The organism is Streptomyces sp. NPDC050439 (genome assembly GCF_040655335.1).
Taxonomy (GTDB): domain Bacteria; phylum Actinomycetota; class Actinomycetes; order Streptomycetales; family Streptomycetaceae; genus Streptomyces.
Window position 1 is genome coordinate 102,032 of record NZ_JBFAJT010000013.1, and the last position, 20,776, is coordinate 122,807.

Sequence of the window (20,776 nt, forward strand, 5' to 3'; positions counted from 1 at the left end):
GGTTGCTCGGCCGAGCAACCCCTGGGACGGCCTTCCCTTGGACGGCCTTCCCTTGGACGGTTTTCGGGGCAGAGATCATCATGTGGGGATGTCTGAGAACAACGAATCCCCGACAGCGCCGACCACGGTGCGGCTCGCGCGCTACACGAAGACGGAGCAGAGCGAGATCCTCGGCGACGGGGACGATCCCTTCGGCGTGGCCGAGACCGGCCTGACCTGGCTGCCCAAGGAAGAACACTTCGGGGTCAGGCTCGGTGAACGGCTGGTGGCACACGCGGGGTTGCTGCGGCTGCCGGTTGCGGTCGGTGACGTCCGGACGGACGTGATGGGTGTGGGAGGTGTGGCCGTCGCGCCGGACATGCAGGGCCAGGGGCTGGCCAGACGCGTCGTGACCGCGGCGCTCGACCACGCACGCACCCTGGGGCCGCAGCACGCGCTCCTCTTCTGCCGGCCTCCCCTCGTAGCGCTGTACCAGCGCCTGGGGTGGCGTCCGGTCGACAAGGACGTCCTCGTCGAGCAGCCCGAAGGCCGCCTGGTGACCATGCCGTTGAGGACGATGGTGACGCCGTTGCGCGAGGGAGCGTACTGGCCCGAGGAGCCGGTGCGTCTGTTCTCTCTGCCCATGTGACGGTCCTTGCCCGCTCCTGAGAGACACCCCTAAATTTAGAGGCATCTCTAAATTCGAGTGGTGTCGAGTGGTGGGGGTGGGCGGCATGGCGCCGGGAAACGACGGGGGACTGCGGGAGCGGCACAAGGCGCGGCGGCGCTCACGGATCGTGGAGGCCGTGCGTGAACTCCTGCGGGAGGGACCGGAGTCGGGGATCAGCGTCGAGCGGATCGCCGAGCGCGCGGAGGTGGCTCCGGCGACCGTCTACAACCTGATCGGGCCGCGCGAGAGGATCTGGGAGGCGCTCGCGGCCGGGTTCATGGAAGAGCTGGAGCACCGCCTGGCGGGACAGGGGACCGGCGACCCGCATGTGGTCGTCCGTACGACGGTGCAGCTCTTCGTGGCCGATCCGGTGGTCTCGCGCCGTATGGTGCGCGCGTGGGAGGCGAGCGGTCTGGTGCTCGACCACAGTCCGCTCACCCGGCTCCGTGACGCGATGGAGGAAGCGCGGGCGCAGGGCGTGTTGCGCGCGGAGGTCGACATCGACGCGCTGGCCGCGGTGGTTGCCGCCGCATGCGTGGGCGCGCTGCATCAGTGGGTGGCCGCCCTCATCGATGACGACCGGTTCCTCTCGCGTGCCGTGTTCGCACTGGATGTCGCGCTGGCCGCGGCGGCCGCGGACCCCTGCCGCGAGGAACTGCTGCAGCCGCTGCGACGCCGGAGCACGGGGTGACGGCGGGTGCGCGGCCGCGGCCACGCACCTTCGTGGGCGCCGGTGGGCTCGCACTGGCGGCGGATGTGTGGGGCGAGGAGTCCCGGCCACCCGTGGTCCTACTGCACGGTGGCGGCCAGACTCGGCACGCCTGGGCCCGGACCGGTCCTCGACTGGCCGCGCTGGGCCGGCGGGTCATCGCCCCGGATCTGCGGGGGCACGGGGACAGCGGATGGTCGGCCGACGGTGACTACGATCTGGGCCTGTTCGCGCAGGACGTACGGGCGCTGGTCGCTGCGATCGGCGGTCGGCCGGTGCTCGTCGGTGCCTCGTTGGGCGGCCTGAGCGCGCTGCTCGCCGCCGGGGAGGAACCCAGGGCTGCGGTACGAGCTCTGGTGCTCGTCGATGTCGCCCACCGCCCTGATCCGCGCGGGTTTCGCCGGATCGTCGAGTTCATGCGCGGCGCCCCCGAGGGCTTTTCCAGCGTGGCGGAGGCGGCTGCGGCGGTCGGCGCCCATCTGCCACAGCGCCCGCGTTCGGTGGCACGCCCCGGCCTGGAGAACAACTTGCGACGCCAGGGCGATCGGTGGATCTGGCACTGGGACCCGCGGATGCTGGACAGCTTCGAGGGCCGGATGGACCCGCCGGGCATGGCGGAACGTCTCCTGTCGGCCGGCCGCAACGCGAATGTGCCGCTCCTGCTTGTCCGAGGCCAGGTCAGCGATGTCGTACGCGAGGACATCGCCGAGCAGTTCTGCGACCAGGTCCCCGGTGCACGGCGCGTGGAGGTGGCAGGCGCGGGCCACATGGTGGCCGGCGACCGGAACGAACACTTCCTCGACGCGATCATCCCGTTCCTGGACGACGTCGGGTGAACGTGCACCCACGGCCTGGCAGATGCGGTCTTGCCCGAGGTCCGATCAGGGTGTGATCAGTCGGACCCCGCCACCGGACAAGAGCTTTGGTTCTCCAGCATCAACAGAGACCTGGCGTGGGCGGCATCACGGTCCTCTGCCCCCTCGATACCGGCAGCCTGGACATCACGGAGGATCAGCTCCGGTGCCGTACCGCCCACATCCGGGCGGTACACACCGCTCCCGTCACCGCTTCATGTGACGCCCGGCGGAGGTGCCGGAGGTGTTGCTGTGGCGGTGGGGCTAGGTGTCTGTACGGCGCCGGGGTGTTCCGGTGGTGTCGGTCCTGGTTGTGGTGGGATGCACGCCTCGTGGTCGAACTCGTGGTCCAAGCCGTCGCACGGCTTGTCGTCGGGGGATTCGGTCGGCTCGAAGAGATTGCGGATGGCCGTCAGGGCGAACACCCGGTCCACCGCGGGGCTGCTGGAGAGCACCGTCACGGACTTGCCGTGCTGCAGTGCCAGTCGGCGCAGCTCGAGCATGAGGTTGGTCCCCGAGCAGTCGCAGAACGCCACTTCCCTCAGATGCAGGTCGATGCCTTGGACCGAACCACTCAGGGCACGGAGCAGATCGGGCCGGAGCTGCTGGCAGGTGTCCAGGTCGAGTTCTCCGCGCACGATCACGGTCACCCGGGGGCCGCCCGGCACGGTGTCGACCGTGGCCGGCAGCTGAAGCCGGGGCAGCAACGGACGGGTGCCCCATGCGTGCTCGGCAGCCTCCCCGCCGGGGGGCTGCTCTGGGTGTGCAGGCTCCGGCATGGCCTCTCCCTCTCGTCTTGCCCAGCGCCGTTCTTAGGCTGCCCTCTGCCAGCCAAGCACGTCAACTAATACCTGAAAAGGAGTACGTGTTTTTGAAAACGTGTACGCACGGTCGCTAAAGTTGGCCCATGGATGGAGTGCCCGAGCCCCACACCGGATGGACGTTTCTCACCAACCACGCGCGGGTCCTTGCGGCCATCGCCGACAACCGCAACGCCCGCATCCGTGACATCGCCGCGCGCTGTCGGCTCACCGAGCGCGCCGTCCAGAAGATCATTTCCGACCTCGAGCAGGGCGGTTACCTCTCCCGCGTCCGGCGAGGACGCGGCAACACCTACCGGATCGCGCCCGGCGAGGCGCTGCGCCACCCGGCCGAGTCCGGGCTGGCCGTGGCGTCGCTCCTGTCCCTGCTGCTGCGGGACGAAGCCGGCCGCGCCATGTCCCCGGATGCCGAGGGCCGACGCGAGAGCCGAAGTGAGGGTCGGCGTCGCGTCAGCGCGTGACGCGGGCGGTGATCGGCCAGGCGACATCGCGGGTTCCGCTTATCCGGTCCTGAGACGGCGGTCAACGCAACCTTAAGGATCACTGTCCAGGGCCGTCAGCGAGGGATCGGTGGCGCGCTGACGTCTACGTTCGGTCGTGTGAGTTCCGAAGCAACCGTCCCAGACCCGTCCATGTACCCGGCGCTTTCCTCCTACCTGACGCGGACGGCAGACCGCCTTCCGCATACGGCGTTCGGGGTTCCGCGTCCGGCGGGCGTGCCGACGTACACGACACCCTCAAGCGCGTCGTCCCCTCCCGGCAGAGTGCGGAAAGGCCGCCATCGTGCGGCCGCCGCCACGCGTCGACAGCTGCGCCCGCACACCTCCCGTCATGGCGCGCCCAGAACCCGCCGGACCATTCCGCCGCTCTCGTACGGCTACGCGTCCGCGGCCCTCCTGACCCTCACCGCCGCGCTCCTGGCCCAGCCCCACGGCACCGCCCCGGTCAAGCCGCACGCCGCGCCTCCCGCGGAACAATCCGAGGCTCCCCGCCGCCAGCCACCACCCGCGCCCGACAAAGCACCCACCGCACCCAACCCGCCCGGCGAAGCGACCCCGCACCGGAAGTCCCCGGCAGTCACCGACGCCGCGCCCCACCACTCAAAGGCCTTGGCCAACAGCGCATCCAGCGTGCTGCGCGTGGGCAACAAGGGCGCCTCTGTACGTCAGTTGCAGGAACAGTTGCGGCAACTCCGCCTCTACACCGGCCCCGTGGACGGCTACTACAGCCACGACGTGGCAGCCGCGGTCGCACGCATGCAACAGGCGCAAGCCATCCCCGAACCACTCGGCGTCTACGGCCCCGGCACCCGCACCGCCATCATCACCGCGGCCATGTAAGGCAGGCTGTGGCGAGGGCTGCTGAACAGGGGGATCGGCCATGAGCATGTACTTCGATGTCGGTGACGAGACGCTGTGGAATCCGTCGAACGGCGCGGGGCGCCTCTTCCTGCGGCATGTCGAGGTCTTTGAGGCGGAGCTCGGGCTGCCCTCCGGCATCGGCCAAGGCAAGCACTGGGGCGATCCGGACACGCTTGAGGTCGATGTGGTCGCGTACGCAGCGTTCGCGCGCGGCCTGGTCGACTGGCATTGCCGCACCGGCCATCCCGTGATCCGCACGCTCTCCGAAGGGTTCGTGGCGACGGCGCTCGCGCTTGCGCGGGGCGCGGGCATCGAGGTCGAGAGGCCCGGCCCCGGGGCCGGGGCCGACTGCTCGGCCGCGGCCGACGCGCTGGACACACTGGCAGCGCAGGTGGAACCCGCGATGGTCCGCTGACGGTACCGCCAGGCGGCGGGCCGGGATCCGGTGTCGTGGCGTGGCCGGATGACGCATCATGGGCCCCAGGGGACGACATCGCCCTGCGGTGGGGGAGGAGGAACGGTGGACGTATATCGGTGGGAGGCGGCGGCCGCGGAGGTGCGGGAGGCCGTCCATGAGCTGCTGCGTGTGCTGGAACCGGAGCAGGTGCGGGTGCTGCGTGATGTGCCTGCCCGTCTGGACGCGCCCGAGCTGCGGAAGTGGACGTATCTGCCGGGCTCGCGCCCCGGGTTGTCCACCGAGAACCTGGACAGCCATCAGCGCGCTGCCGTCGACGCCGTGCTGACCGCGGCGCACAGCGCCGCGGGGGCGGAGCTGGCGCGCGGGGCGATCGAAGTGGAGCGGTATCGCCGTGCGTCGGTCGGCGGCACGGGCGGCGACCGGTACTGGGTGCGCCTGTTGGGCGACCCGGACGACGGCGGCCCCTGGGGCTGGCGGATGAACGGCCACCATCTCGCCGTACACGTACTGATCACTGCGAGCGGGATGCGGGTGACACCGCACTTCATCGGTTCGGAACCGGCACGTGTCCCGGACGGCCCGCAGGCGGGCCGCCGTCTGCTGGGGCCGGAGGAGGACCTGGCCCGGCAGCTGGTCACGGACCTGGACGACGGGCGCCGGGGCAAGGCCGTGTTCGCCGCCGCACCACCGGACGACATCTTGACCCGCGATGATCCCTTCGCCGATCCGGACCGGCTGCCGACCGGCCTGACGTACGGCGACATGACCACCGGGCAGCAGGACATGCTCGAGCGCCTGGTGCGCCGTTACCTGGACCGCGCACCCGCCGCGTACGCGCGGGAGTGCTGGTCCGACACCGTGGCGCAGGGACTGGACGCCCTCTCGTTCGCCTGGGCCGGTGGCCGCGAGCCCGGCGAACAGCATTACTACTGCGTGCGGGCCCCGGACTTCCTCATCGAGTACGACAACACCCAGGACGACGGCAACCACGCCCACTCGGTCTGGCGGCACATCCGCCACGACTGGGGCGCCGACCTGCTCCGCGCGCATTACACGGAGCAGCACGGGCCCTGACCGGAGCGGCCGTTCTGTCTACTGCAGGGAGCGTAGAAAGATCCACCGAATGCGTGGGGTGTCATGCATGGGGCACCTGAGCGCAGACCTGACACAGGCTCAGTATCTGTATCGAGGGGTGGATTCGATGATCAACGTTACGTCCCGTGCTTCCCGTCTGGCACTTCTTGGCTCGGCCGGTCTGCTGGGGGCCACCGCTCTGACGGGCTGCGGTACCGGAGATGACGGCGATCAGGGCTCGCGATCGGCGGGTGAGAAGCGCGCGAAGTCCCCGGCGCAGGTGGTGCAGGCCACCAACAGCAAGACATCGGAAGCGGGTTCGGCCCAGGTGAAGGTGGTGTCGACGGCCAGTTCGGGCGGCCGCAGCGAAACCGTCGAGGGATCCGGAGTGATGGACTTCGGTGATGGGAAAAGCCGCATCGAGCTGGGTCAGCAAGGGCAGCGGATCGAGCAGCGGATCGTGGACAAAGTCCTGTACCAGAAGCCCCCCAAGGGCAGCGGCGGACTGCCCGGGGGCAAGACATGGATGAAGATCGACCTCAAGCGGGTCCAGGCCGCGGGCGGGTCGGGCGGTTCGGGCGGAACCAATATCAGTGATCCCGCGGACTCCTTCGCCTACAGCAAGTCGCTGTCCGAGAAGGACGTGAAGAAGGTCGGCCAGGAGCAGGTCGGCGGCGTGAAGACCACGCACTACCGGGTCGCCGTCGATGTGGAGAAGCTGGCCAAGGGCAGTCCGGAGCAGCAGAAGATGCTCCGGCAGCAGCTCGGCGACACCCTTCCGATGGACCTGTGGATCGACGGCAAAGGCCTGACGAGGCGCCAGCAGATGGTGCTCTCGATGTCGGGTGAGGGTGGAGGCGGCACATCGAAGGCGTCCTCGGGCGAGAAGGTCAAGGCGAAAGTGGTCATGGACTTCAGTGACTTCGGCACCGATGTCGCCGTGAAGGCCCCCGAGGCCGCCGACACGGTGGACATGACCAGCAAGGTCATCAAGCAGGGCAAGCAGGGCAAGCAGAAGGCCTGACCGTCCAGGAACCGGCGGCGGCCCACGACGATGTGGCCCGGCGAGGTCGGGGTCAGTTCTGGTTGACCGGCCAGACCGCGGCCGGGTCGCAGTGGGCCGGGCACGCCAGCAGGTAGATCTCGTTGCCCAGGAACAGGGCGTCCGTGTCGCCGCCGAATTCCATGCCCTCGGGCACCTGGCAGAGGTACACCAGCTCGGCTCCGCACGCACACGTGTAGTGCTCGGGTTCCTGCGCCCAGGACGGCGTACCGCCGACCTTGAACGTCTGGGATCCGAGCCCCCGTGCGTCAGGTGTGTCCGCGAAGGCCTTGAGTGTCAGTGGCAGGGCAGTAAGCGAGGGTTCTGCCTCGGAGACCGGCTTGGCGGCACGCTGGAGCAGTACGCGCCAGAAGGGACTGGGGTGGGGCGGCTGCGGGGCATCCCAGTACCGGGGCACGAGCCGGCCGGCGGACAGCTGGGGGTCGGACGGGTCGTTGTGCGTACGGCAGTGGAAGACCAGCAGGTGATCTCCGCCGAAGTGCTCCACGTCCAGGGGTATGTCGAGCTGGAAGAACAAGGCCATCCGCTCGCCGCAAAAGCACTCGGGCCACGGCTGGGCCTCGTCGAGGAACGGTCGGCCGCCCACCGAGTTCCGTGCCGGCCGGTCCAGCGGCTCGTCACCCACCTCGATCGCGTGGGCGGGCAGCACTGTCGGCAAGGTCTTCGCGTCACTTTCGGCCATGGGGACACCCTAAGGCGAGGTGGTTGTCGTGTTGTTGGCGGCCGGTGACCCATGGAATGGGCCGGTGGCCCATGGAATCGTGCCAGGATGCTCCGTATGTCGGGTCGCGCACTGAGCTTCGGATCGATGGCGGAAACGTACGAGCGGTTTCGGCCGGGGTATCCCGTGGAGCTGTTCGACAAGGTGATGGCGTACGCGGACCGGCCGGTTCGGACCGCCCTTGAGATCGGCGCCGGGACAGGCAAGGCGACCCGGCTGTTCGCGCAACGGGGCGTCGCGGTCACCGCGACCGATCCCGACGGGGAGATGCTCGCCGAGCTGCGCAAGCACGTCCCGGCAAGTGTCCGAACGGAGCAGGCGGCGTTCGAGGACTTGCTACCAAGCGACAGGTACGGCCTTGTGTACGCGGCAGCAGCCCTGCACTGGACGACACCGGAGGGGCGCTGGTCACGCGTGGCCGCGTTCCTGGAGCCGGGCGGCGTGTTCGCCTCGTTCGGCGGGCCGATGCGCGTGGCGGACCCATCCGTGAGGGAGGCCGTCCGGGTGGCGCGAGCGCCGTTCCTGGAGAGCGAGGAGATTCCGTCCCCGGACGGGACGCCTCCGGAGCAGGACATGCAGTGGCCGGGTACGGAGCTTCAGCGCAGCGAGCTGTTCACCGACGTACGGCAGTCCCTGATCCGCAGGCGCCTGACGCTGAGTGCTCGCGACTACGTCGGCCAACTCTCCACCATCTCCGCCTACTTGATGCTGCCGCCCCCGGAGCGCCGCCAGGTTCTGCGTCACATCGCACGGGTCCTGCCCGAGACGGTCGAGGTCGCCGCCGACCTCACCGTTCATCTCGCCCGTCGGTGCTCGGAGGAGCCCGCGGCCGGCAGCGGCTCGAAGACGAGGAAGAAGAACCGTGCGCCGGGCGAGGCGTCGGGCTGAGCCGTGCACATCGTCACGGTGCCCAGCTGTGAGGGAGCGTGCCGGTCGCAGCAGGGGTCCCGCAGGTCGGTGGCGCCCTCCGGGGTGGTGAAGCCGGCGTGCCGCATGGGTCGTTCGGCCCCGTCGGGCTGAACGTAGGCGATGTCGTGATCGTGGTAGATCGGCCCCGCGACCGGGTCGTCGCCGACCTCCTGGGCGAGGCGCCGGAGGTCTTCGTTCCCGGGGTGTGCGGCCACCGTCGTCCGCAGCTTCGCGGCCACCGGTCTGGCCCATCGCTTCTCCCAGTCCACCAGGTGGTGTTCGCGTGCTTCCTCGCGCAGCAGCATCCACCGCATGAGGTTGTGTTCCGGCAGGCGGGGCGGCTTGCCCGGTTCCTGCGGGAACATGCGGATGAAATCGTCGTTGGCCGCAAGGATGTTCCACGCGACGTCGTTGATGTAGCAGGGCTGTCCGGTCACCTTGCGCACGGCCTTCTGCCAGGCGCTCGGCACGTGTGTGCCCGCCGTCGGGTCCAGGGAGGTCGGCGGCTCATGCCCCAGGGCATAGACGTACAGGGCCGACCGCTCCCGGTCCTCCAGGCGCAGCACACGTGCCACGGAGTCCAGGAGTTCCGGGGTGGGGGAGGCGATGGTGCCGCGTTCGAGAGCGGCGTACGTACGCTCCGACACATGCAGGGCCTGCGCGACCTGGACCTGTGAGAGGCCTTTGGCGCGGCGCCCTCGTCCGGCCCGCTGGGGCCAGCCGAGCTCGACCGGGTCTATCGCCTCGCGTTTGCGGCGCAGCAGGTGCTGCTGGGCCTCTCTGTTGTTCACTGCGAACCCTTCCCCCATGGCGTCCGTGCGGCAAGTGGCCCACCTCGCGACGCCGACAGACCACCCTCGGGCGCGCCCGCGAAGTGCCCAGGGCGCCGAAAGGTCCAGCGAGCCTATAGCCGTGTGCACCCGATTTCCTAGATCTTTTGTGCTCCTGAGTGGTCGGCGACGCCACGGCGAAGACCGTTCCCAGGGACCGGATCACCGCTACCATCAGGCGCACATCTATGGCCGTATTACTGACGGGTCAGTACGGTGCTGTCCAACCCCCCTTGCCCACAGGAGAGTTGGGAGAGCTGCATGATGTCAGCCCTACGCAGACGACCGGTGGCCGCTAGTGCCGTCCTCGCAGTGGCGGTGCTCGGGCTTCCCGGGTCCGCCGCCGCGGAGAGCGCGCACGCGCCGGCCGGCCGCCCCGACGCCGCCCCCGCGGCCGACGCGGCGGCGCAGGCAGCCAGGAAGGCCTCCAGCGCCGCCAAGCACGGCAAGGACAAGCACCACGGCCACGGTCATGGCCAGGCCGGGAAGCACCCCGGCAAGAAGAAGACCCCCGGCAAGATCCTCAGCTCGAAGCCGTCCTCGTTCCAGTACACCCCGGGCGTTCCCACCCCCACCAAGGCCTGGAAGATCACCTACAGGTCGACCACCGCCGCCGGGCGGCCCAACACCGTCTCCGGCACCGTGATCGTCCCCGACGACGGCAAAGCCACCCCACGCCCACTGATCACCTACGCCGTCGGCACGGTCGGCCTCGGCGACAAGTGCGCGCCCTCCGCCGGTTTCCCGGGCGGTACGACGGCCGAGGCACCCCTCGTCAACGCCGCGCTGGTACGGGGCTACGCGGTCGTCGTCACCGACTACGAGGGCCTCGGCACCCCCGGCGACCACACCTACATGGTCGCCAAGGCGCAGGGCAGCGCCGTCCTCGACGCGGCGCGCGCGGCGCAGCGGCACCCGGGAGCGGCGAAGTACGGGGTCTCCAAGGGCGCGCCGGTCGGGATCATGGGCTACTCGCAGGGCGGCGGCGCCAGCGCGAAGGCCGCCGAGATGGCCGCGACGTACGCTCCCGAGCTGAAGGTCAAGGGAACGGCGAGCGGCGGAGTCCCCGCCGACCTCACCAAGGTCGCCGATTCGCTCGAAGGCGGGGACAGCGCCGGCTACCTGCTGATGTCCGCCGTCGGCCAGAACGCCGCCGACCCGTCCCTGGGACTCAACAAGTACCTCACCAAGGAGGGCCGCAGGCTCGCCAAGGTGGTGCGCAACGAGTGTGTCGGCACGGTCCTGGAGGCAGGGCGCGGCAAGACCATCGAGGACGTCACCACCTCCAACCCGCTGGACCAGCCCAAGTGGCAGAAGGCCATCGCCAGGCAACTGATCGGCAGCAAGCGCCCGTCGGCGCCGACCTTCGTCTACCACGGCGACGCGGACGAGACGATCCCCTACGCGGTCGGGCAGAAGCTGCGGGCCGACTGGTGCGCGAAGGGCAACGCCGTGGAGTGGAAATCCTTCGCCGGACAGTCCCACGTGGGAACGGCGATCCAGGGCAACGGCCCGGCGCTTGAATGGCTGGGCCGCCGCTTCGCCGGTGAGCCGACGTCGGGCAACTGCGGCACCTGAGCCGGCAGCTCACTCCCGCAGGGCGGCCGAATTCGACAATACGGCGCCGCTCGGCGGGAGTTGAGCCGTTTCCTGCGGAACATCGCTTCGTTGGCCAAGCTGTCCCGGCACGAGACGCGCCCCCGCCTCAGATTCAGAGATCCCCATGACGAACTCCTGGACCACGCCCGACCGTTCCGGCGAACCGCTCGGCGAAAAGCTCGCCGACCGCTACGCCCGCCGCAGCAGTTCGCTCCGCGGCGCCGTCCGGCACCAGCTCGTCGATCGCGCCTTGGCCGAGCACCTGACGGACGCGCGGCCGCAGAGGGTGCTCGATGTCGGCGGCGGTACCGGTGTCCAGGCCCGGATGCTGGCCGGGCGCGGTCACCACGTCACCGTGCTCGACCCCGACGACGCCATGCTGGCCCGAGCCCGCTCCTCCTGGCTGCCGCACGCCCAGGACGCGCCGGGCAGCATCACCTTCCGCCGCGGCTTCGGCGAGCAAGCCCCGCGGCTGGTCGGCACCGGGTGGGACGCGGTGCTGTGCCACGGCGTCCTGATGTACCTCGATGACCCGGCCCCGCTGCTGCGCGTACTGGCCCAGTGTCTGCGGCCCGGCGGCATCATCTCCGTCCTCGCCTATCAGGCCGACGCCCTGGCCATACGGCGGGGACTGGCCCGTGACTGGAGCGGTGCGCTGAAAGCGCTGCACAGCCCGGTCGAGGACAACAGCATCGGCACGGTCAGCCGCGGCGTGGACCGCGCGATGGTCCTGCGCATCTTCGCCGAGCACGACCTGGAACTCGTGCAGTGGTACGGGGTGCGGGTGTTCACCGACCATCTTGAGGACGAGAGCTCCGGAGACGACTTCGACCAAGTGCTGCAGGCGGAGTGGGAGGCCGGCCGGATCGACCCCTACCGGCGCGTCGCCCGACACTTCCACCTCATCTCCCGCGCCGGACGGACGCGGACGACGACGTGATCGGCGCGGCCGTTACGACACCGCGTTCAGGGCGGTGAGGACGGCCAGCGGTGTTGCCGCGGCCCACGCCTGCGGAGAGCAGGAGTGGGGGTAGGGGACCGGCTGCTGGTGCTGGGCGCGGTCGTAGCCTGCCATGACCTCGGGCAGTCGGTGGCTCTGGTGCGTGGACGCGGCCACCAGCCCGTGGGCGATGCCGCGTGCCTCGTCTTTGAGGCCGTAGCGGGCCAGACCGAGCAGGATCACCGCGTTGTCGTGCGGCCAACAGGTGCCGCGGTGGTAGGAGAGCGGGTGGTACCCGGGTTGCCCCGAGGCCAGCGTACGGATGGCCCACCCGGTGAAGAAGTCGGGCTCCAGGAGGCGTTGGCCCACGCGGCGGGCCTGTGCTGTGTCGAGGATGCCGGACCACAGGAGGTGACCGGCGTCCGAGGCCAGGGAGTCGACGTGCCGGCCATCCAGAAGTTGAGGGGTGCGGTGCGTCGACCGTCAGGATTCCACCGGCTGCCATGGCGTGCGTCGCGGTGGCACAGGCCGTCTGTGCGGCGTCGCGGCGGCCGGTCAGTCCTCCGTCCGCGCCCAGGACGGCGAAGGTGCCGCCGTGGATCAGAGTGACGTCCGCTGCGCCGTTCACGTACGCGCTCCGTTCGAGGGGCTTGGGTGGCCGTAGTCCGCGGGCCGCTGACCGGCCAGCAGATCGAGGGTGAGGGCCGCGGTCCAGCCGGAGTCGCGGGTGCCGCGGGCCTGGGCGGTGACCGGGTCCACGTACTCGGCGAAACCACTGGCGCCCGCGGCTTGGAGCATGGCCGTGCACAGCGCGTCTGCCGTGCGGGACTGCCCGACCTCCCACGCGCCAGGACCCGTGTGGAGCTCTTCGGACCCGGCGAAGAACTGGTCTACGACACGGCCGACATCGACCACGAGGAGTGCTGGCCCATCCTGCGCCGCGAGTTCGCCACCGCGGTCCGTACGGGTCGGGGCACGGGAATCGACGCGGCCCACGGCCTGCACATCCAACGGCTGCTGGACAGCGCCCGCTTGAGCGACGCTACCCGGGCGGTACGTGGGTGAAGTGCTGCCGGACGCCGTCCCTGGCTGCGTTGTCGAGGAGGAGGCGCCATTCCAGGCGTCCGCAGTCCGTGCAGACCAGTGCCGTCGTCGGCACGGTCTCTCCGCGGAGCGCCCCGAACTTCAGCCGCACCTTCGGCAGGGCCTGTCCGTAGTAGGCCTGCCCTTCGTACACCTCGTTGCCCCCGCAGCCGGTGCATACCCCGTGTGCCATTCCAGCCCCCCTGATCACTCATGGCCCCGCCTTGGGGCCGCAGTTGAAATCTACTTGCGGAGTCATCCGGACGCCCGATATCCAGCACCGTGATGACAAGGAGCACAGGATGACGCCCCCTCTGGGTTCATTGAACGAGTTCTGCTGGATGGACCTCAAGACCCGCGACCCGGCCGCCACCGCCGCCTTCTTCTCCGCGACGCTGGGCTGGCGCTTCGCGGTCGACGAGGAGGACTGGCGCAAGGCCACGAAGGTGGACGTCGACGGGCATGTGATCGGCGGCGTGAGTGACCTGGCGAACCCTGTCTATCCGCCTGGAATACCCGCCCACATCGCGTACTACTTGGCGGTCGAGGACGTCGAGCGCCGTGCCGAAGCCGCGATGGCGCACGGTGCTCGCCTTGTCGTACCTCCCTTCGACGCGGGCGATCAGGGCCGCCTGGCGACACTGATCGATCCGTTCGGCGCCGCCTTCTCGCTCTGGCAGCCGAACCGCTTCGCCGGGTGGACGTTCCCGTCGCGGTTGGCGGGCACTCCGCACCGAATGATCTTGGCGTGCGATCGGCCGGAGGATGCTCGGCGCTTCTACGAGGAGACGACGGGAGCGGCCCTGAGCTGTGCTGACTTCCTCGCCACGGAAGGTCGAGGTGCATCCGCCCCGCAGTGGGAGCTTGTGGTCGAGGTCGATGATCTGGACGGCGTGATCGCGCGCGCACGCGACCTCGGCGAGGACCCGGGCCCCTGCACCTGGGTCGAGAAGTCCGGAGGTCGCTGCGTCCGGTTGCGCAGCCCGGAAGGGCTGACATTCCAGGTTCATCGACGGTCTTCAGATCTGCGGGGTCCAGGTATCCGGTGACGGGCTGTCGGCCGCCGACCGAGGGACCTTCGCGCACGGGGTGTAGCCCGACAGGAAAAGGGAGGTGGTCGAGTCGTTCCAGTCCAGGTCGAACGTATCGCCCGTCTTCGGGTCCTGGACGCGGAAATCGAGCTCGACGAAGGTCTTGCCTCGGCGGTTGCCGTCGTGGGTCACGGTCCAGCCCGCCGAGACGAACCGCTTGCGCAGGCGCGCCTCCGCGGCACGGGCGATGTCGGCCGAGACATCCCTGACCGTCCAGCTGAGGTCGAAGGTGACGACGTCCGGCAGCGTCTTCTCGATGCTGAGGCCTCCCGCAGAGCAACTGTGACCGGGAATCACCCGGACCGGCGCCACGGTCTCGTGGCGCGGCAGTGCCATGCCCTCGTACGCCCACTGCGCGCGCTCCGTCAGACGCTGCGCGAGTACCGCCGGTTCGGCGGAGGGGTACTCCCGCTCCACGGCGGAGCAACCTGTGGTCGACAGGGCGGCCAGCAGCAGGGCCAGGGAGATGACGGCGTTCCTCATGAGGCGACAGTACGAACGAGCCGACGCCGACCGCATGAGTAGCGATACTCAGTGCCATGCCGGGGCAGGGATGTGCTGCCCGGTCGTCGCCACCCCCAGGACGGGAGACCTGTTGTGAGTACGTTCGTGCTGATCCACGGTGCCGGAGACGTCGGATGGTCCTGGCATCTGGTCGAGGCGGAACTGCGGGCGCGAGGGCACGACGTCGTGGCACCCGACCTTCCGGGCGACGACGACGCGCTGACGCTCGACGACTACGCGGACGCCGTGGTCGCGGCGGTCGGCGACCGTCGCGATCTCGTGGTCGTGGGCCATTCGTACGGCGCGTTCACCGCCCCCCTGATCGCCGCCCGCCGGCAGGTCGATGCGCTGATCCTGGTCGCCGGGATGGTCCCCGCGCCCGGGGAAACGCCGGACGAGTGGTGGAGCAACACCGGTTACGCCGAGGCCGCGCGGCGCCAGGCCACCCGGGACGGCGGCCTCACCGGCAACGATGACCCGTACGTTTCCTTCTACCACGATGTCCCGCGCACGCTGGCCGAGGAGGCGATGGGCAAGGAGCGGGCACATCCGTCGTCGGCCGCGTCAGCCCAGCCGTGGCCGCTCGATGCCTGGCCGACGGTGCCGACCAGGTTCGTGGTGTGCACCGAGGACCGTTTCCTCCCGCCGGAGCTCCAGCGCCGGCTCGCGCGGGAACGTCTCGACGTGACCCCCGACGAGATCGAGGCCAGCCACTGCGTGGCACTCGGCCGCCCCGGGGAACTGGCGGACGTTCTGACTGCGGCAGCCAAGAACTGATGTGACCGATTCATAGCGGCTGGACGGGCAAGCGGGCGCCGGGCCAGTTGGTCAGGCGTCCCGTGCCAGCCCCTCCCCGACACGTGCCGCGGTGGAGCGCAGCCACATGTGGGCGGCGTCGCGTGTGTGTACCGGGTGCCACCACAGGGCCTCTCGCAGCGGCACCGCGTCGTAGGGCGGGGCCATGATGCGCACCGGCGCGATGCCGGCGAAGAGCCGGGCCAGGCGTTCTTGCATGAGCGCGATCCGGCGGGTGCCCGCGACCAGCAGGGGGAGCGACTGGAAGGTGTCGACCGACACCTCCACCCGGGGCTCGACCCCCAGCATCGCCAACTGGCGCACGGCCGGGGCGTCGTAGGTGCGCTGGTAGGTCACCCACGGCAGCCGGGCCAGGTCCTGCTGGGTCAACTGCTCGCCGACCTCGTCGTTGTCGTCGGCGACGATGAAGACCCAACTGTCCTCGTAGAGATCGGTGTACGGCAGGTCGCTGACGACGCCGTGCGGCATCAGCAGCCCGTCGTGGGCGCTCAGCAGCGTTCCCGTCTCCTCGATGACGGTGGGCGGGGTCCGCGTGAACCTGAGCCGGATTCCGGGTGCCTCGCGGTGGACGACCCGCGCGAGCGCGGACCCGAAGACGGCCACCGCGTAGTCGGACGCGAGGAGGGTGAACTCCCGCTCCTCCTCGGCCGGTTCGAAGACGGCCTGACTGCTGAACAGGCGCTCCAAGAGGTCGTACGCCGTGCCCGTACGGTCGAGAAGTACCTGCCCCAGGGCCGTGAGCTCGTACTGCCCGCCCGAGCGCACCAGCAGCTCGTCGCCGAAGTGTTTGCGCAGCCGGGAGAGCGCGGCGCTCATCGCCGGCTGGCTGAGGCCCACGCGCTGCCCGGCGTGGGTGACGTTGCGTTCCTCCAGGAGGGCGTGCAGGGCGACGACGAGGTTGAGGTCGAGGCGGGCAAGGTTCACCGGTTCGTTCTCCTTGCGCAGCGCAGGGATGGGGCGTGGCTCTCTGACCACGGACTATAAACGGGGCAGATGATCAGTATCCACAGAATCGATTTCCATGATCGTGGGTGTCGGCGTCAGATTGGTCGCATCGCCATCAGGAGGACACGTTCGTGAAACCCGCACCCGCACCCGCTCCCGCTCCCGCTTTCACCCCCTTCGCCGGGCCCTTCGCCCTGGCTACGCTCGCCGGCTCCGACGGGGTCGCGTTTCCCGCCCTCGTCACGCCCGATCAGCAGGTGCTCGACCTCAGGGCGGCACTTGGCGACCCGACGGAGACGATCCGCACCGTGCTGGAGCGCTGGGCCGAACGGCTGCCCCTCCTGCACCAGTTGGCCACGCCCGGCGCCGCCGCCGGAGCGGCGACAGATGCCGTGCGTCGGCCGCTGGCGGAATTCCACGTACACGCCCCGGTCGAGCCACGTCAGGTGTTCCAGTCCGGTGCCAACTACCGGCAGCACGTGATCGATCTGCACGTGGCGCACCGCGATGCGTCCGACGGCCGCTCCGTGGAGGAGGCCCGCGCCGAGGCCGCGGAGATCATGGACCGGCGCGCGGTCGAGGACCTGCCGTACGTGTTCATCGGCCTGCCGAGCGCCATCACCGGCCCGTACGACGATGTGGTGCTGCCCCTCTGGGCCGAAAAGCCCGACTGGGAACTGGAGTTGGCGGCCGTCATCGGCCGCCCCGCCCACCGGCTCACCGTGGGGGAGGCGCTGGAGTACGTCGCCGGATACACCATCGCCAACGACCTCACCGACCGCGCGACCGTCTTCCGCCGGGACATGCCGCAGATCGGCACCGACTGGCTGCGCAGCAAGAACGCGCCCGGCTTCACCCCGCTCGGCCCGTGGATCGTGCCCGCCGACTCGATGGCGAACCCCGACGACCTGCGGCTGACGCTGAAGCTGAACGACCGGACGATGCAGGACGAGTCCACCCAGGACATGATCTTCAACGTAGCCCGCATGGTGTCGTACGCCTCCCACACCGCCCGGCTCCTGCCCGGCGACCTGGTACTGACAGGATCTCCCGCCGGCAACGGCATGCATTGGGGACGCCTGCTGCGCGACGGCGACATCATGGACGGCTCGATCACCGGGCTCGGCGCACAGCGCACCCGATGTGTGGCGGAGGGCGCGTCGTGAGCCTGGACCGCACCGACCCGGAGCGTGAGATAGCCGAGGCCGCCAAGTCGTACTCGAACTGGGGGCGGTGGGGCCCGGATGACGTACTGGGCACGCTGAACTTCCTCGACGAGGCCAAGCGCCGCGAGGGCGCCGCGCTCGCCCGCCGGGGCGCCAGCTTCTCCCTGTCGCAGCGGTTCGGCATGGACGGTCCGCAGAAGGGCTGGCGGCGCCGCACGAACCCGGTGCACACCATGCTGGACACCGGGACCGACGCGGCCCTGGGCAACCAGGGCTTCCCGCACGGCCTCGGCGGCGCCGACGACGTGATTGCCATGCCGTTGCAGTGCTCCACCCAATGGGACGGCCTCGGTCACATCTTCGACCACGGCAAGGCGTGGAACGGCCGCCCGGCCGAGGAAGTGGTGACCTCCGAGGGTGACTTGGTGACCGGCATCGAGCACATGGCCGCGCACGTCGCCGGGCGTGGCGTCCTCCTCGACGTGGGCCATGTGGTCAACGACGACGGCGAGTTGACCGACGGCTTCGCCATCACCGAGGAGCACCTGACCGCGACCGCCGAGGCCCACGGCGTGCGGGTGGGCCGCGGCGACATCGTCCTGGTGCGTACCGGACGGCTCACCCGGGCGCGGCGCGAGGGGTGGGGCGAGTACGCGGGGGGTGACGCGCCCGGCCTGTCCTTCACGACCGCCGGCTGGCTGCACCGCACCGAGATCGCCGCCATCGCCACGGACACCTGGGGCTTCGAGGTCCGGCCGAACGAGTTCGAGCACGCCTTCCAGCCCCTGCACCAGGTCGCCATCCCCAACATGGGCCTGCTCATCGGCGAGATGTGGGACCTGGACGCCCTGGCCGAGGACTGCGCCACCGACGGCGTGTACGAGTTCTGGCTCACCGCCGCACCGCTGCCCGTCACCGGCGCCGTCGGCTCCCCGGTGAACCCGATCGCCGTCAAGTAGCCCGTGGAACGCCCGTGGAACAGAGGAGTTCCCTCATGAATCAGTCCCGCAAGGTCCTCGTGATCGGCGGCGGCGCGGCCGGAAACGCCGTGACGATCCTGCTGCGCCGCGCCGGCGTGGCCGTCGACCTGATCGAAGCTCAGCCGGGCTGGAACGCCAGTGCCGGATCCGGTATCACCCTCCAGGGCAACGCCCTGCGCGTGCTGCGCGAACTCGGCGTATGGAAGGAGGTCGAGGCATCAGGCTTCGGCTTCGACGCCGTCGGCATCACGGCCCCCGACGGCACCGTGCTGCACGTCTCCGAAGACCTCCGCAGCGGCGGCGACGACCTGCCGGCCACCGTCGGCATGCAGCGCCCCCAACTGCAGCGCATCTTGATGCGGGCCGTCCGCGAGAGCGGCGCGACGGTGCACCTCGGTGTCACGGCCACATCGCTGGAGCAGGACGCACACGGTGTCGACGTCCGGTTCAGCGACGGTGCCCGAGGCCGCTACGACCTGGTGGTCGCCGCCGACGGTCTCGGCTCCGGCACGCGGTCCGCGATCGGCATCACCACGAAGCCGGAGCCGACCGGCATGGCCATCTGGCGCGTCGCCGCCCCGCGCCCCGAGGGGGTGACCCGGGCCGACCTCGCCTATGGCGGTCCCGCCTACATCGCCGGTTACTGCCCCACGAGCGCCACCACGCTCTACGCGTTCGTGGTCGAGGCCGCCCGCGATCGCGCCTCCATCCCGCCGCGGTCGTACGCGGAGGAGATGACCCGCCTCGCCACGTCGTACGGCGGCCATTGGCCGGAGATCACCGCACACATCACCGACCCGACCCAGGTCAACTACACCTGGTTCGACCGCATGCTGGTGGAGGGCTCCTGGCACCGCGGCCGCGTGGTCCTCGTCGGGGACGCCGCGCACTGCTGCCCGCCCACCCTCGCGCAGGGCGCCGCCCTGTCCCTGGAGGACGCGCTCGTCCTCACCGAACTCCTCACGGGCTCCGACACCTGGGACGACACCTTGCTCCGGGCGTACTACGAGCGGCGCATCCCGCGGGTGCGGGCCGTGGTCGAGGCATCCGTACAGATCGGGCAGTGGCAGTTGGACGGCGTGCGCGACGCGGATGTGCCCGGCCTGATGGGCCGCACCATGGCCATGCTGACGGAGAGGCCGTGACCGCGGCGGTCGGGGGAGCGGCCCCGACCGCGCGCACCGGGGGAGAGGCGACGCCCTCTGCCGTGGCCGCGCCCACCGTGGACGTACACGCGCACGTTCTGCTGCCCGAGGTGGACGCGCTGGTGAGCGGGCTGCCGGGCCATCTCGAAGCCCGTGCCCTGGACGCCCGGCGCAACGGCCCCGCGGCCCTGGCCGTCAACGGGCCGATGATCGGCGGACGCATCGCGCGCCTGACCGACCCCTCGGCCCGGCTGGCCGCGATGGACGCCCAAGGCGTCGACGTGCAACTGGTCAGTCCGTCGCCCTCGCACTACCACTACTGGACCGACGAGCAGACGGCCGAGAAGGTCTGCCGTCTGGCCAGCGAGGCCACCGCGACCCACTGCTCGGCCGCCCCCGAACGGCTGCGCGGCCTGGGCCTTGCACCGCTGCAGCATCCGGATCTCGCTGTCCGCGCTCTCGAACACGCTCTGGAGCAAGGCCTGTTGGGCGTCGAGATATCCAGCCACGCTCCCTACCAAGCTCCCAGCCACGCCCCCGGCCGTGGGTCGTTCCGCGAGCTGTCGGACCCCGCGTACGAGCCGCTGTGGACACGGGCGGAGGAGGCGGGAGCGATCCTCTTCCTGCACCCCTTCGGCTGCACGCTCGACGAGCGCCTCGACCAGTGGTACCTGTCCAACACCGTCGGCCAGCCCACCGAGAACGCCGTCGCCCTCTCCCACCTGATCTTCTCCGGAGTCCTCGACCGGCATCCGGCCCTCAAGGTGCTTGCCGCGCACGGCGGCGGCTACCTGCCCACCTACATCGGCCGATCCGACCACGCCTGGTCGGCGCGCTCGGACGCGAGCATCGCCTGCGCACACCCGCCCAGCAGCTATCTCAACCGCCTCCACTTCGACTCCCTGGTCCACGACCCGCACGTACTGGGGGAGTTGATCCGCGTCGCCGGCGCGGACCGGGTCCTGCTCGGCTCCGACTTCCCCTTCGACATGGGCAGCCAGGACCCCCTCGGCGCCCTGCGCGCCGCACATCTGTCCGACGCCGACTTCCACGCCGTACGGGGCGCCAACGCGGCCGCTCTCCTCCGGAAGGACTGAC

Annotated in this window: 23 protein-coding genes and 3 pseudogenes; 18 read left to right on the forward strand and 8 right to left on the reverse strand. The window is 70.2% G+C overall.

The genetic code is table 11. The annotated features are described in order from the left end of the window. Positions 1-88 precede the first annotated feature (88 nt). The 3 genes from AB0I66_RS39965 (at position 89) to AB0I66_RS39975 (ending at position 2,194) form a co-directional block, all read left to right on the forward strand. The gene (locus AB0I66_RS39965) at positions 89-628 is read left to right on the forward strand and encodes a GNAT family N-acetyltransferase (RefSeq protein ID WP_363212989.1); all 540 of its coding nucleotides are present in this window, start codon (positions 89-91) and stop codon (positions 626-628) included. An 85-nt stretch (positions 629-713) separates the two neighbouring features. Then, entirely contained in the window at positions 714-1,340 is a 627-nt protein-coding gene (locus AB0I66_RS39970) for a TetR/AcrR family transcriptional regulator (RefSeq protein ID WP_363212990.1), read from the forward strand. Positions 1,341-1,432: 92 nt separating this feature from the next. Beyond that, the gene (locus AB0I66_RS39975; protein ID WP_363212991.1) at positions 1,433-2,194 is read left to right on the forward strand and encodes an alpha/beta hydrolase; all 762 of its coding nucleotides are present in this window, start codon (positions 1,433-1,435) and stop codon (positions 2,192-2,194) included. Between the two features lie 233 nt (positions 2,195-2,427). Here the strand turns inward: AB0I66_RS39975 and AB0I66_RS39980 are convergent, their stop codons facing one another. After that, positions 2,428-2,991, reverse strand: a complete 564-nt coding sequence (locus tag AB0I66_RS39980) for an STAS domain-containing protein (RefSeq protein WP_363212992.1) — start codon at positions 2,989-2,991, stop codon at positions 2,428-2,430. Positions 2,992-3,119: 128 nt separating this feature from the next. On the opposite strand from AB0I66_RS39980, the gene AB0I66_RS39985 reads away from it, so the two are divergent. The 5 genes from AB0I66_RS39985 (at position 3,120) to AB0I66_RS40005 (ending at position 6,910) form a co-directional block, all read left to right on the forward strand. After that, positions 3,120-3,494, forward strand: a complete 375-nt coding sequence (locus AB0I66_RS39985) for a helix-turn-helix domain-containing protein (RefSeq protein WP_363212993.1) — start codon at positions 3,120-3,122, stop codon at positions 3,492-3,494. Positions 3,495-3,632: 138 nt separating this feature from the next. Continuing rightward, positions 3,633-4,373 carry a peptidoglycan-binding domain-containing protein gene (locus AB0I66_RS39990; RefSeq protein WP_363212994.1) on the forward strand — a complete coding sequence of 247 codons (741 nt, stop codon included), beginning with the start codon at positions 3,633-3,635 and terminating at the stop codon, positions 4,371-4,373. A gap of 40 nt (positions 4,374-4,413) precedes the next feature. Then, positions 4,414-4,809, forward strand: coding sequence for a DUF6086 family protein (locus AB0I66_RS39995; RefSeq protein ID WP_363212995.1), 396 nt, complete (start codon positions 4,414-4,416; stop codon positions 4,807-4,809). 105 nt (positions 4,810-4,914) lie between these two features. Beyond that, entirely contained in the window at positions 4,915-5,886 is a 972-nt protein-coding gene (locus AB0I66_RS40000; protein WP_363212996.1) for a DUF3500 domain-containing protein, read from the forward strand. A 127-nt stretch (positions 5,887-6,013) separates the two neighbouring features. Next, the gene (locus AB0I66_RS40005; RefSeq protein ID WP_363212997.1) at positions 6,014-6,910 is read left to right on the forward strand and encodes a hypothetical protein; all 897 of its coding nucleotides are present in this window, start codon (positions 6,014-6,016) and stop codon (positions 6,908-6,910) included. A 52-nt stretch (positions 6,911-6,962) separates the two neighbouring features. On the opposite strand, the gene AB0I66_RS40010 is transcribed toward AB0I66_RS40005, so the two are convergent. Beyond that, positions 6,963-7,631 carry a hypothetical protein gene (locus AB0I66_RS40010; RefSeq protein ID WP_363212998.1) on the reverse strand — a complete coding sequence of 223 codons (669 nt, stop codon included), beginning with the start codon at positions 7,629-7,631 and terminating at the stop codon, positions 6,963-6,965. 96 nt (positions 7,632-7,727) lie between these two features. On the opposite strand from AB0I66_RS40010, the gene AB0I66_RS40015 reads away from it, so the two are divergent. Continuing rightward, the gene (locus AB0I66_RS40015) at positions 7,728-8,558 is read left to right on the forward strand and encodes a class I SAM-dependent methyltransferase (RefSeq protein WP_363212999.1); all 831 of its coding nucleotides are present in this window, start codon (positions 7,728-7,730) and stop codon (positions 8,556-8,558) included. Here AB0I66_RS40015 and AB0I66_RS40020 read toward each other — a convergent pair. Continuing rightward, positions 8,465-9,370, reverse strand: coding sequence for a helix-turn-helix domain-containing protein (locus AB0I66_RS40020; RefSeq protein ID WP_363213000.1), 906 nt, complete (start codon positions 9,368-9,370; stop codon positions 8,465-8,467). The two genes, AB0I66_RS40015 and AB0I66_RS40020, sit on opposite strands and share 94 nt — an antisense overlap. A gap of 327 nt (positions 9,371-9,697) precedes the next feature. Between AB0I66_RS40020 and AB0I66_RS40025 the strand changes: the two genes are divergently transcribed. Further along, positions 9,698-10,987: a lipase family protein gene (locus AB0I66_RS40025; RefSeq protein ID WP_363213001.1), complete on the forward strand. Its 1,290-nt coding sequence runs from the start codon at positions 9,698-9,700 to the stop codon at positions 10,985-10,987. A gap of 145 nt (positions 10,988-11,132) precedes the next feature. Then, on the forward strand, positions 11,133-11,948 hold the full coding sequence (locus AB0I66_RS40030; RefSeq protein WP_363213002.1) for a methyltransferase domain-containing protein: 816 nt from the start codon (positions 11,133-11,135) through the stop codon (positions 11,946-11,948). Between the two features lie 12 nt (positions 11,949-11,960). Here AB0I66_RS40030 and AB0I66_RS40035 read toward each other — a convergent pair. Both AB0I66_RS40035 and AB0I66_RS40040 read right to left on the reverse strand, forming a co-directional pair. Next, positions 11,961-12,401, reverse strand: a pseudogene (locus AB0I66_RS40035) (aminotransferase); the annotation flags it as partial. Positions 12,402-12,572: 171 nt separating this feature from the next. Beyond that, positions 12,573-12,767 (reverse strand): annotated as a pseudogene (locus tag AB0I66_RS40040) (hypothetical protein); the annotation flags it as partial. Between the two features lie 18 nt (positions 12,768-12,785). Here AB0I66_RS40040 and AB0I66_RS40045 point away from each other — a divergent pair. After that, positions 12,786-13,013: pseudogene (locus tag AB0I66_RS40045) on the forward strand (hypothetical protein); the annotation flags it as partial. Here AB0I66_RS40045 and AB0I66_RS40050 read toward each other — a convergent pair. Beyond that, a complete protein-coding gene (locus tag AB0I66_RS40050; RefSeq protein ID WP_363213003.1) occupies positions 12,991-13,224 on the reverse strand; it encodes a hypothetical protein in 234 nt (77 codons plus the stop codon). The pseudogene AB0I66_RS40045 and the gene AB0I66_RS40050 overlap by 23 nt on opposite strands. A gap of 148 nt (positions 13,225-13,372) precedes the next feature. Here AB0I66_RS40050 and AB0I66_RS40055 point away from each other — a divergent pair, with 148 nt between their 5' ends. Then, a complete protein-coding gene (locus AB0I66_RS40055) occupies positions 13,373-14,080 on the forward strand; it encodes a VOC family protein (RefSeq protein ID WP_363213004.1) in 708 nt (235 codons plus the stop codon). Here AB0I66_RS40055 and AB0I66_RS40060 read toward each other — a convergent pair. After that, on the reverse strand, positions 14,051-14,605 hold the full coding sequence (locus tag AB0I66_RS40060; RefSeq protein ID WP_363213005.1) for a hypothetical protein: 555 nt from the start codon (positions 14,603-14,605) through the stop codon (positions 14,051-14,053). The two genes, AB0I66_RS40055 and AB0I66_RS40060, sit on opposite strands and share 30 nt — an antisense overlap. 114 nt (positions 14,606-14,719) lie before the next feature. Between AB0I66_RS40060 and AB0I66_RS40065 the strand changes: the two genes are divergently transcribed. Next, the gene (locus AB0I66_RS40065) at positions 14,720-15,403 is read left to right on the forward strand and encodes an alpha/beta hydrolase (RefSeq protein ID WP_363213006.1); all 684 of its coding nucleotides are present in this window, start codon (positions 14,720-14,722) and stop codon (positions 15,401-15,403) included. A gap of 51 nt (positions 15,404-15,454) precedes the next feature. Here AB0I66_RS40065 and AB0I66_RS40070 read toward each other — a convergent pair whose 3' ends face one another. Then, positions 15,455-16,366 carry a LysR family transcriptional regulator gene (locus AB0I66_RS40070; RefSeq protein WP_363213007.1) on the reverse strand — a complete coding sequence of 304 codons (912 nt, stop codon included), beginning with the start codon at positions 16,364-16,366 and terminating at the stop codon, positions 15,455-15,457. Between the two features lie 152 nt (positions 16,367-16,518). On the opposite strand from AB0I66_RS40070, the gene AB0I66_RS40075 reads away from it, so the two are divergent. The 4 genes from AB0I66_RS40075 to AB0I66_RS40090 all read left to right on the forward strand — a co-directional run bounded on the left by AB0I66_RS40075 (position 16,519) and on the right by AB0I66_RS40090 (position 20,775). Beyond that, positions 16,519-17,553 carry a fumarylacetoacetate hydrolase family protein gene (locus AB0I66_RS40075; RefSeq protein WP_363213008.1) on the forward strand — a complete coding sequence of 345 codons (1,035 nt, stop codon included), beginning with the start codon at positions 16,519-16,521 and terminating at the stop codon, positions 17,551-17,553. Further along, the gene (locus tag AB0I66_RS40080; RefSeq protein WP_363213009.1) at positions 17,550-18,512 is read left to right on the forward strand and encodes a cyclase family protein; all 963 of its coding nucleotides are present in this window, start codon (positions 17,550-17,552) and stop codon (positions 18,510-18,512) included. Before AB0I66_RS40075 ends, AB0I66_RS40080 begins: the two co-directional genes overlap by 4 nt. Positions 18,513-18,547: 35 nt before the next feature. Then, complete coding sequence (locus AB0I66_RS40085) at positions 18,548-19,678, forward strand: FAD-dependent oxidoreductase (RefSeq protein WP_363213010.1); 1,131 nt, start codon at positions 18,548-18,550, stop codon at positions 19,676-19,678. Positions 19,679-19,740: 62 nt separating this feature from the next. Beyond that, on the forward strand, positions 19,741-20,775 hold the full coding sequence (locus AB0I66_RS40090) for an amidohydrolase family protein (RefSeq protein WP_363213076.1): 1,035 nt from the start codon (positions 19,741-19,743) through the stop codon (positions 20,773-20,775). The last annotated feature ends 1 nt before the right edge of the window (position 20,776 follow it).

What these genes read in the sequence shown, in the direction of transcription:
- AB0I66_RS39965 (WP_363212989.1), top strand. Translation starts at nt 89, where the DNA reads ATGTCTGAGAACAACGAATCCCCGACAGCGCCGACCACGGTGCGGCTC.
- AB0I66_RS39970 (WP_363212990.1), top strand. Translation starts at nt 714, where the DNA reads ATGGCGCCGGGAAACGACGGGGGACTGCGGGAGCGGCACAAGGCGCGG.
- AB0I66_RS39980 (WP_363212992.1), bottom strand. Translation starts at nt 2,991, where the DNA reads ATGCCGGAGCCTGCACACCCAGAGCAGCCCCCCGGCGGGGAGGCTGCC.
- AB0I66_RS39985 (WP_363212993.1), top strand. Translation starts at nt 3,120, where the DNA reads ATGGATGGAGTGCCCGAGCCCCACACCGGATGGACGTTTCTCACCAAC.
- AB0I66_RS39995 (WP_363212995.1), top strand. Translation starts at nt 4,414, where the DNA reads ATGAGCATGTACTTCGATGTCGGTGACGAGACGCTGTGGAATCCGTCG.
- AB0I66_RS40005 (WP_363212997.1), top strand. Translation starts at nt 6,014, where the DNA reads ATGATCAACGTTACGTCCCGTGCTTCCCGTCTGGCACTTCTTGGCTCG.
- AB0I66_RS40010 (WP_363212998.1), bottom strand. Translation starts at nt 7,631, where the DNA reads ATGGCCGAAAGTGACGCGAAGACCTTGCCGACAGTGCTGCCCGCCCAC.
- AB0I66_RS40015 (WP_363212999.1), top strand. Translation starts at nt 7,728, where the DNA reads ATGTCGGGTCGCGCACTGAGCTTCGGATCGATGGCGGAAACGTACGAG.
- AB0I66_RS40030 (WP_363213002.1), top strand. Translation starts at nt 11,133, where the DNA reads ATGACGAACTCCTGGACCACGCCCGACCGTTCCGGCGAACCGCTCGGC.
- AB0I66_RS40050 (WP_363213003.1), bottom strand. Translation starts at nt 13,224, where the DNA reads ATGGCACACGGGGTATGCACCGGCTGCGGGGGCAACGAGGTGTACGAA.
- AB0I66_RS40055 (WP_363213004.1), top strand. Translation starts at nt 13,373, where the DNA reads ATGGACCTCAAGACCCGCGACCCGGCCGCCACCGCCGCCTTCTTCTCC.
- AB0I66_RS40060 (WP_363213005.1), bottom strand. Translation starts at nt 14,605, where the DNA reads ATGAGGAACGCCGTCATCTCCCTGGCCCTGCTGCTGGCCGCCCTGTCG.
- AB0I66_RS40085 (WP_363213010.1), top strand. Translation starts at nt 18,548, where the DNA reads ATGAATCAGTCCCGCAAGGTCCTCGTGATCGGCGGCGGCGCGGCCGGA.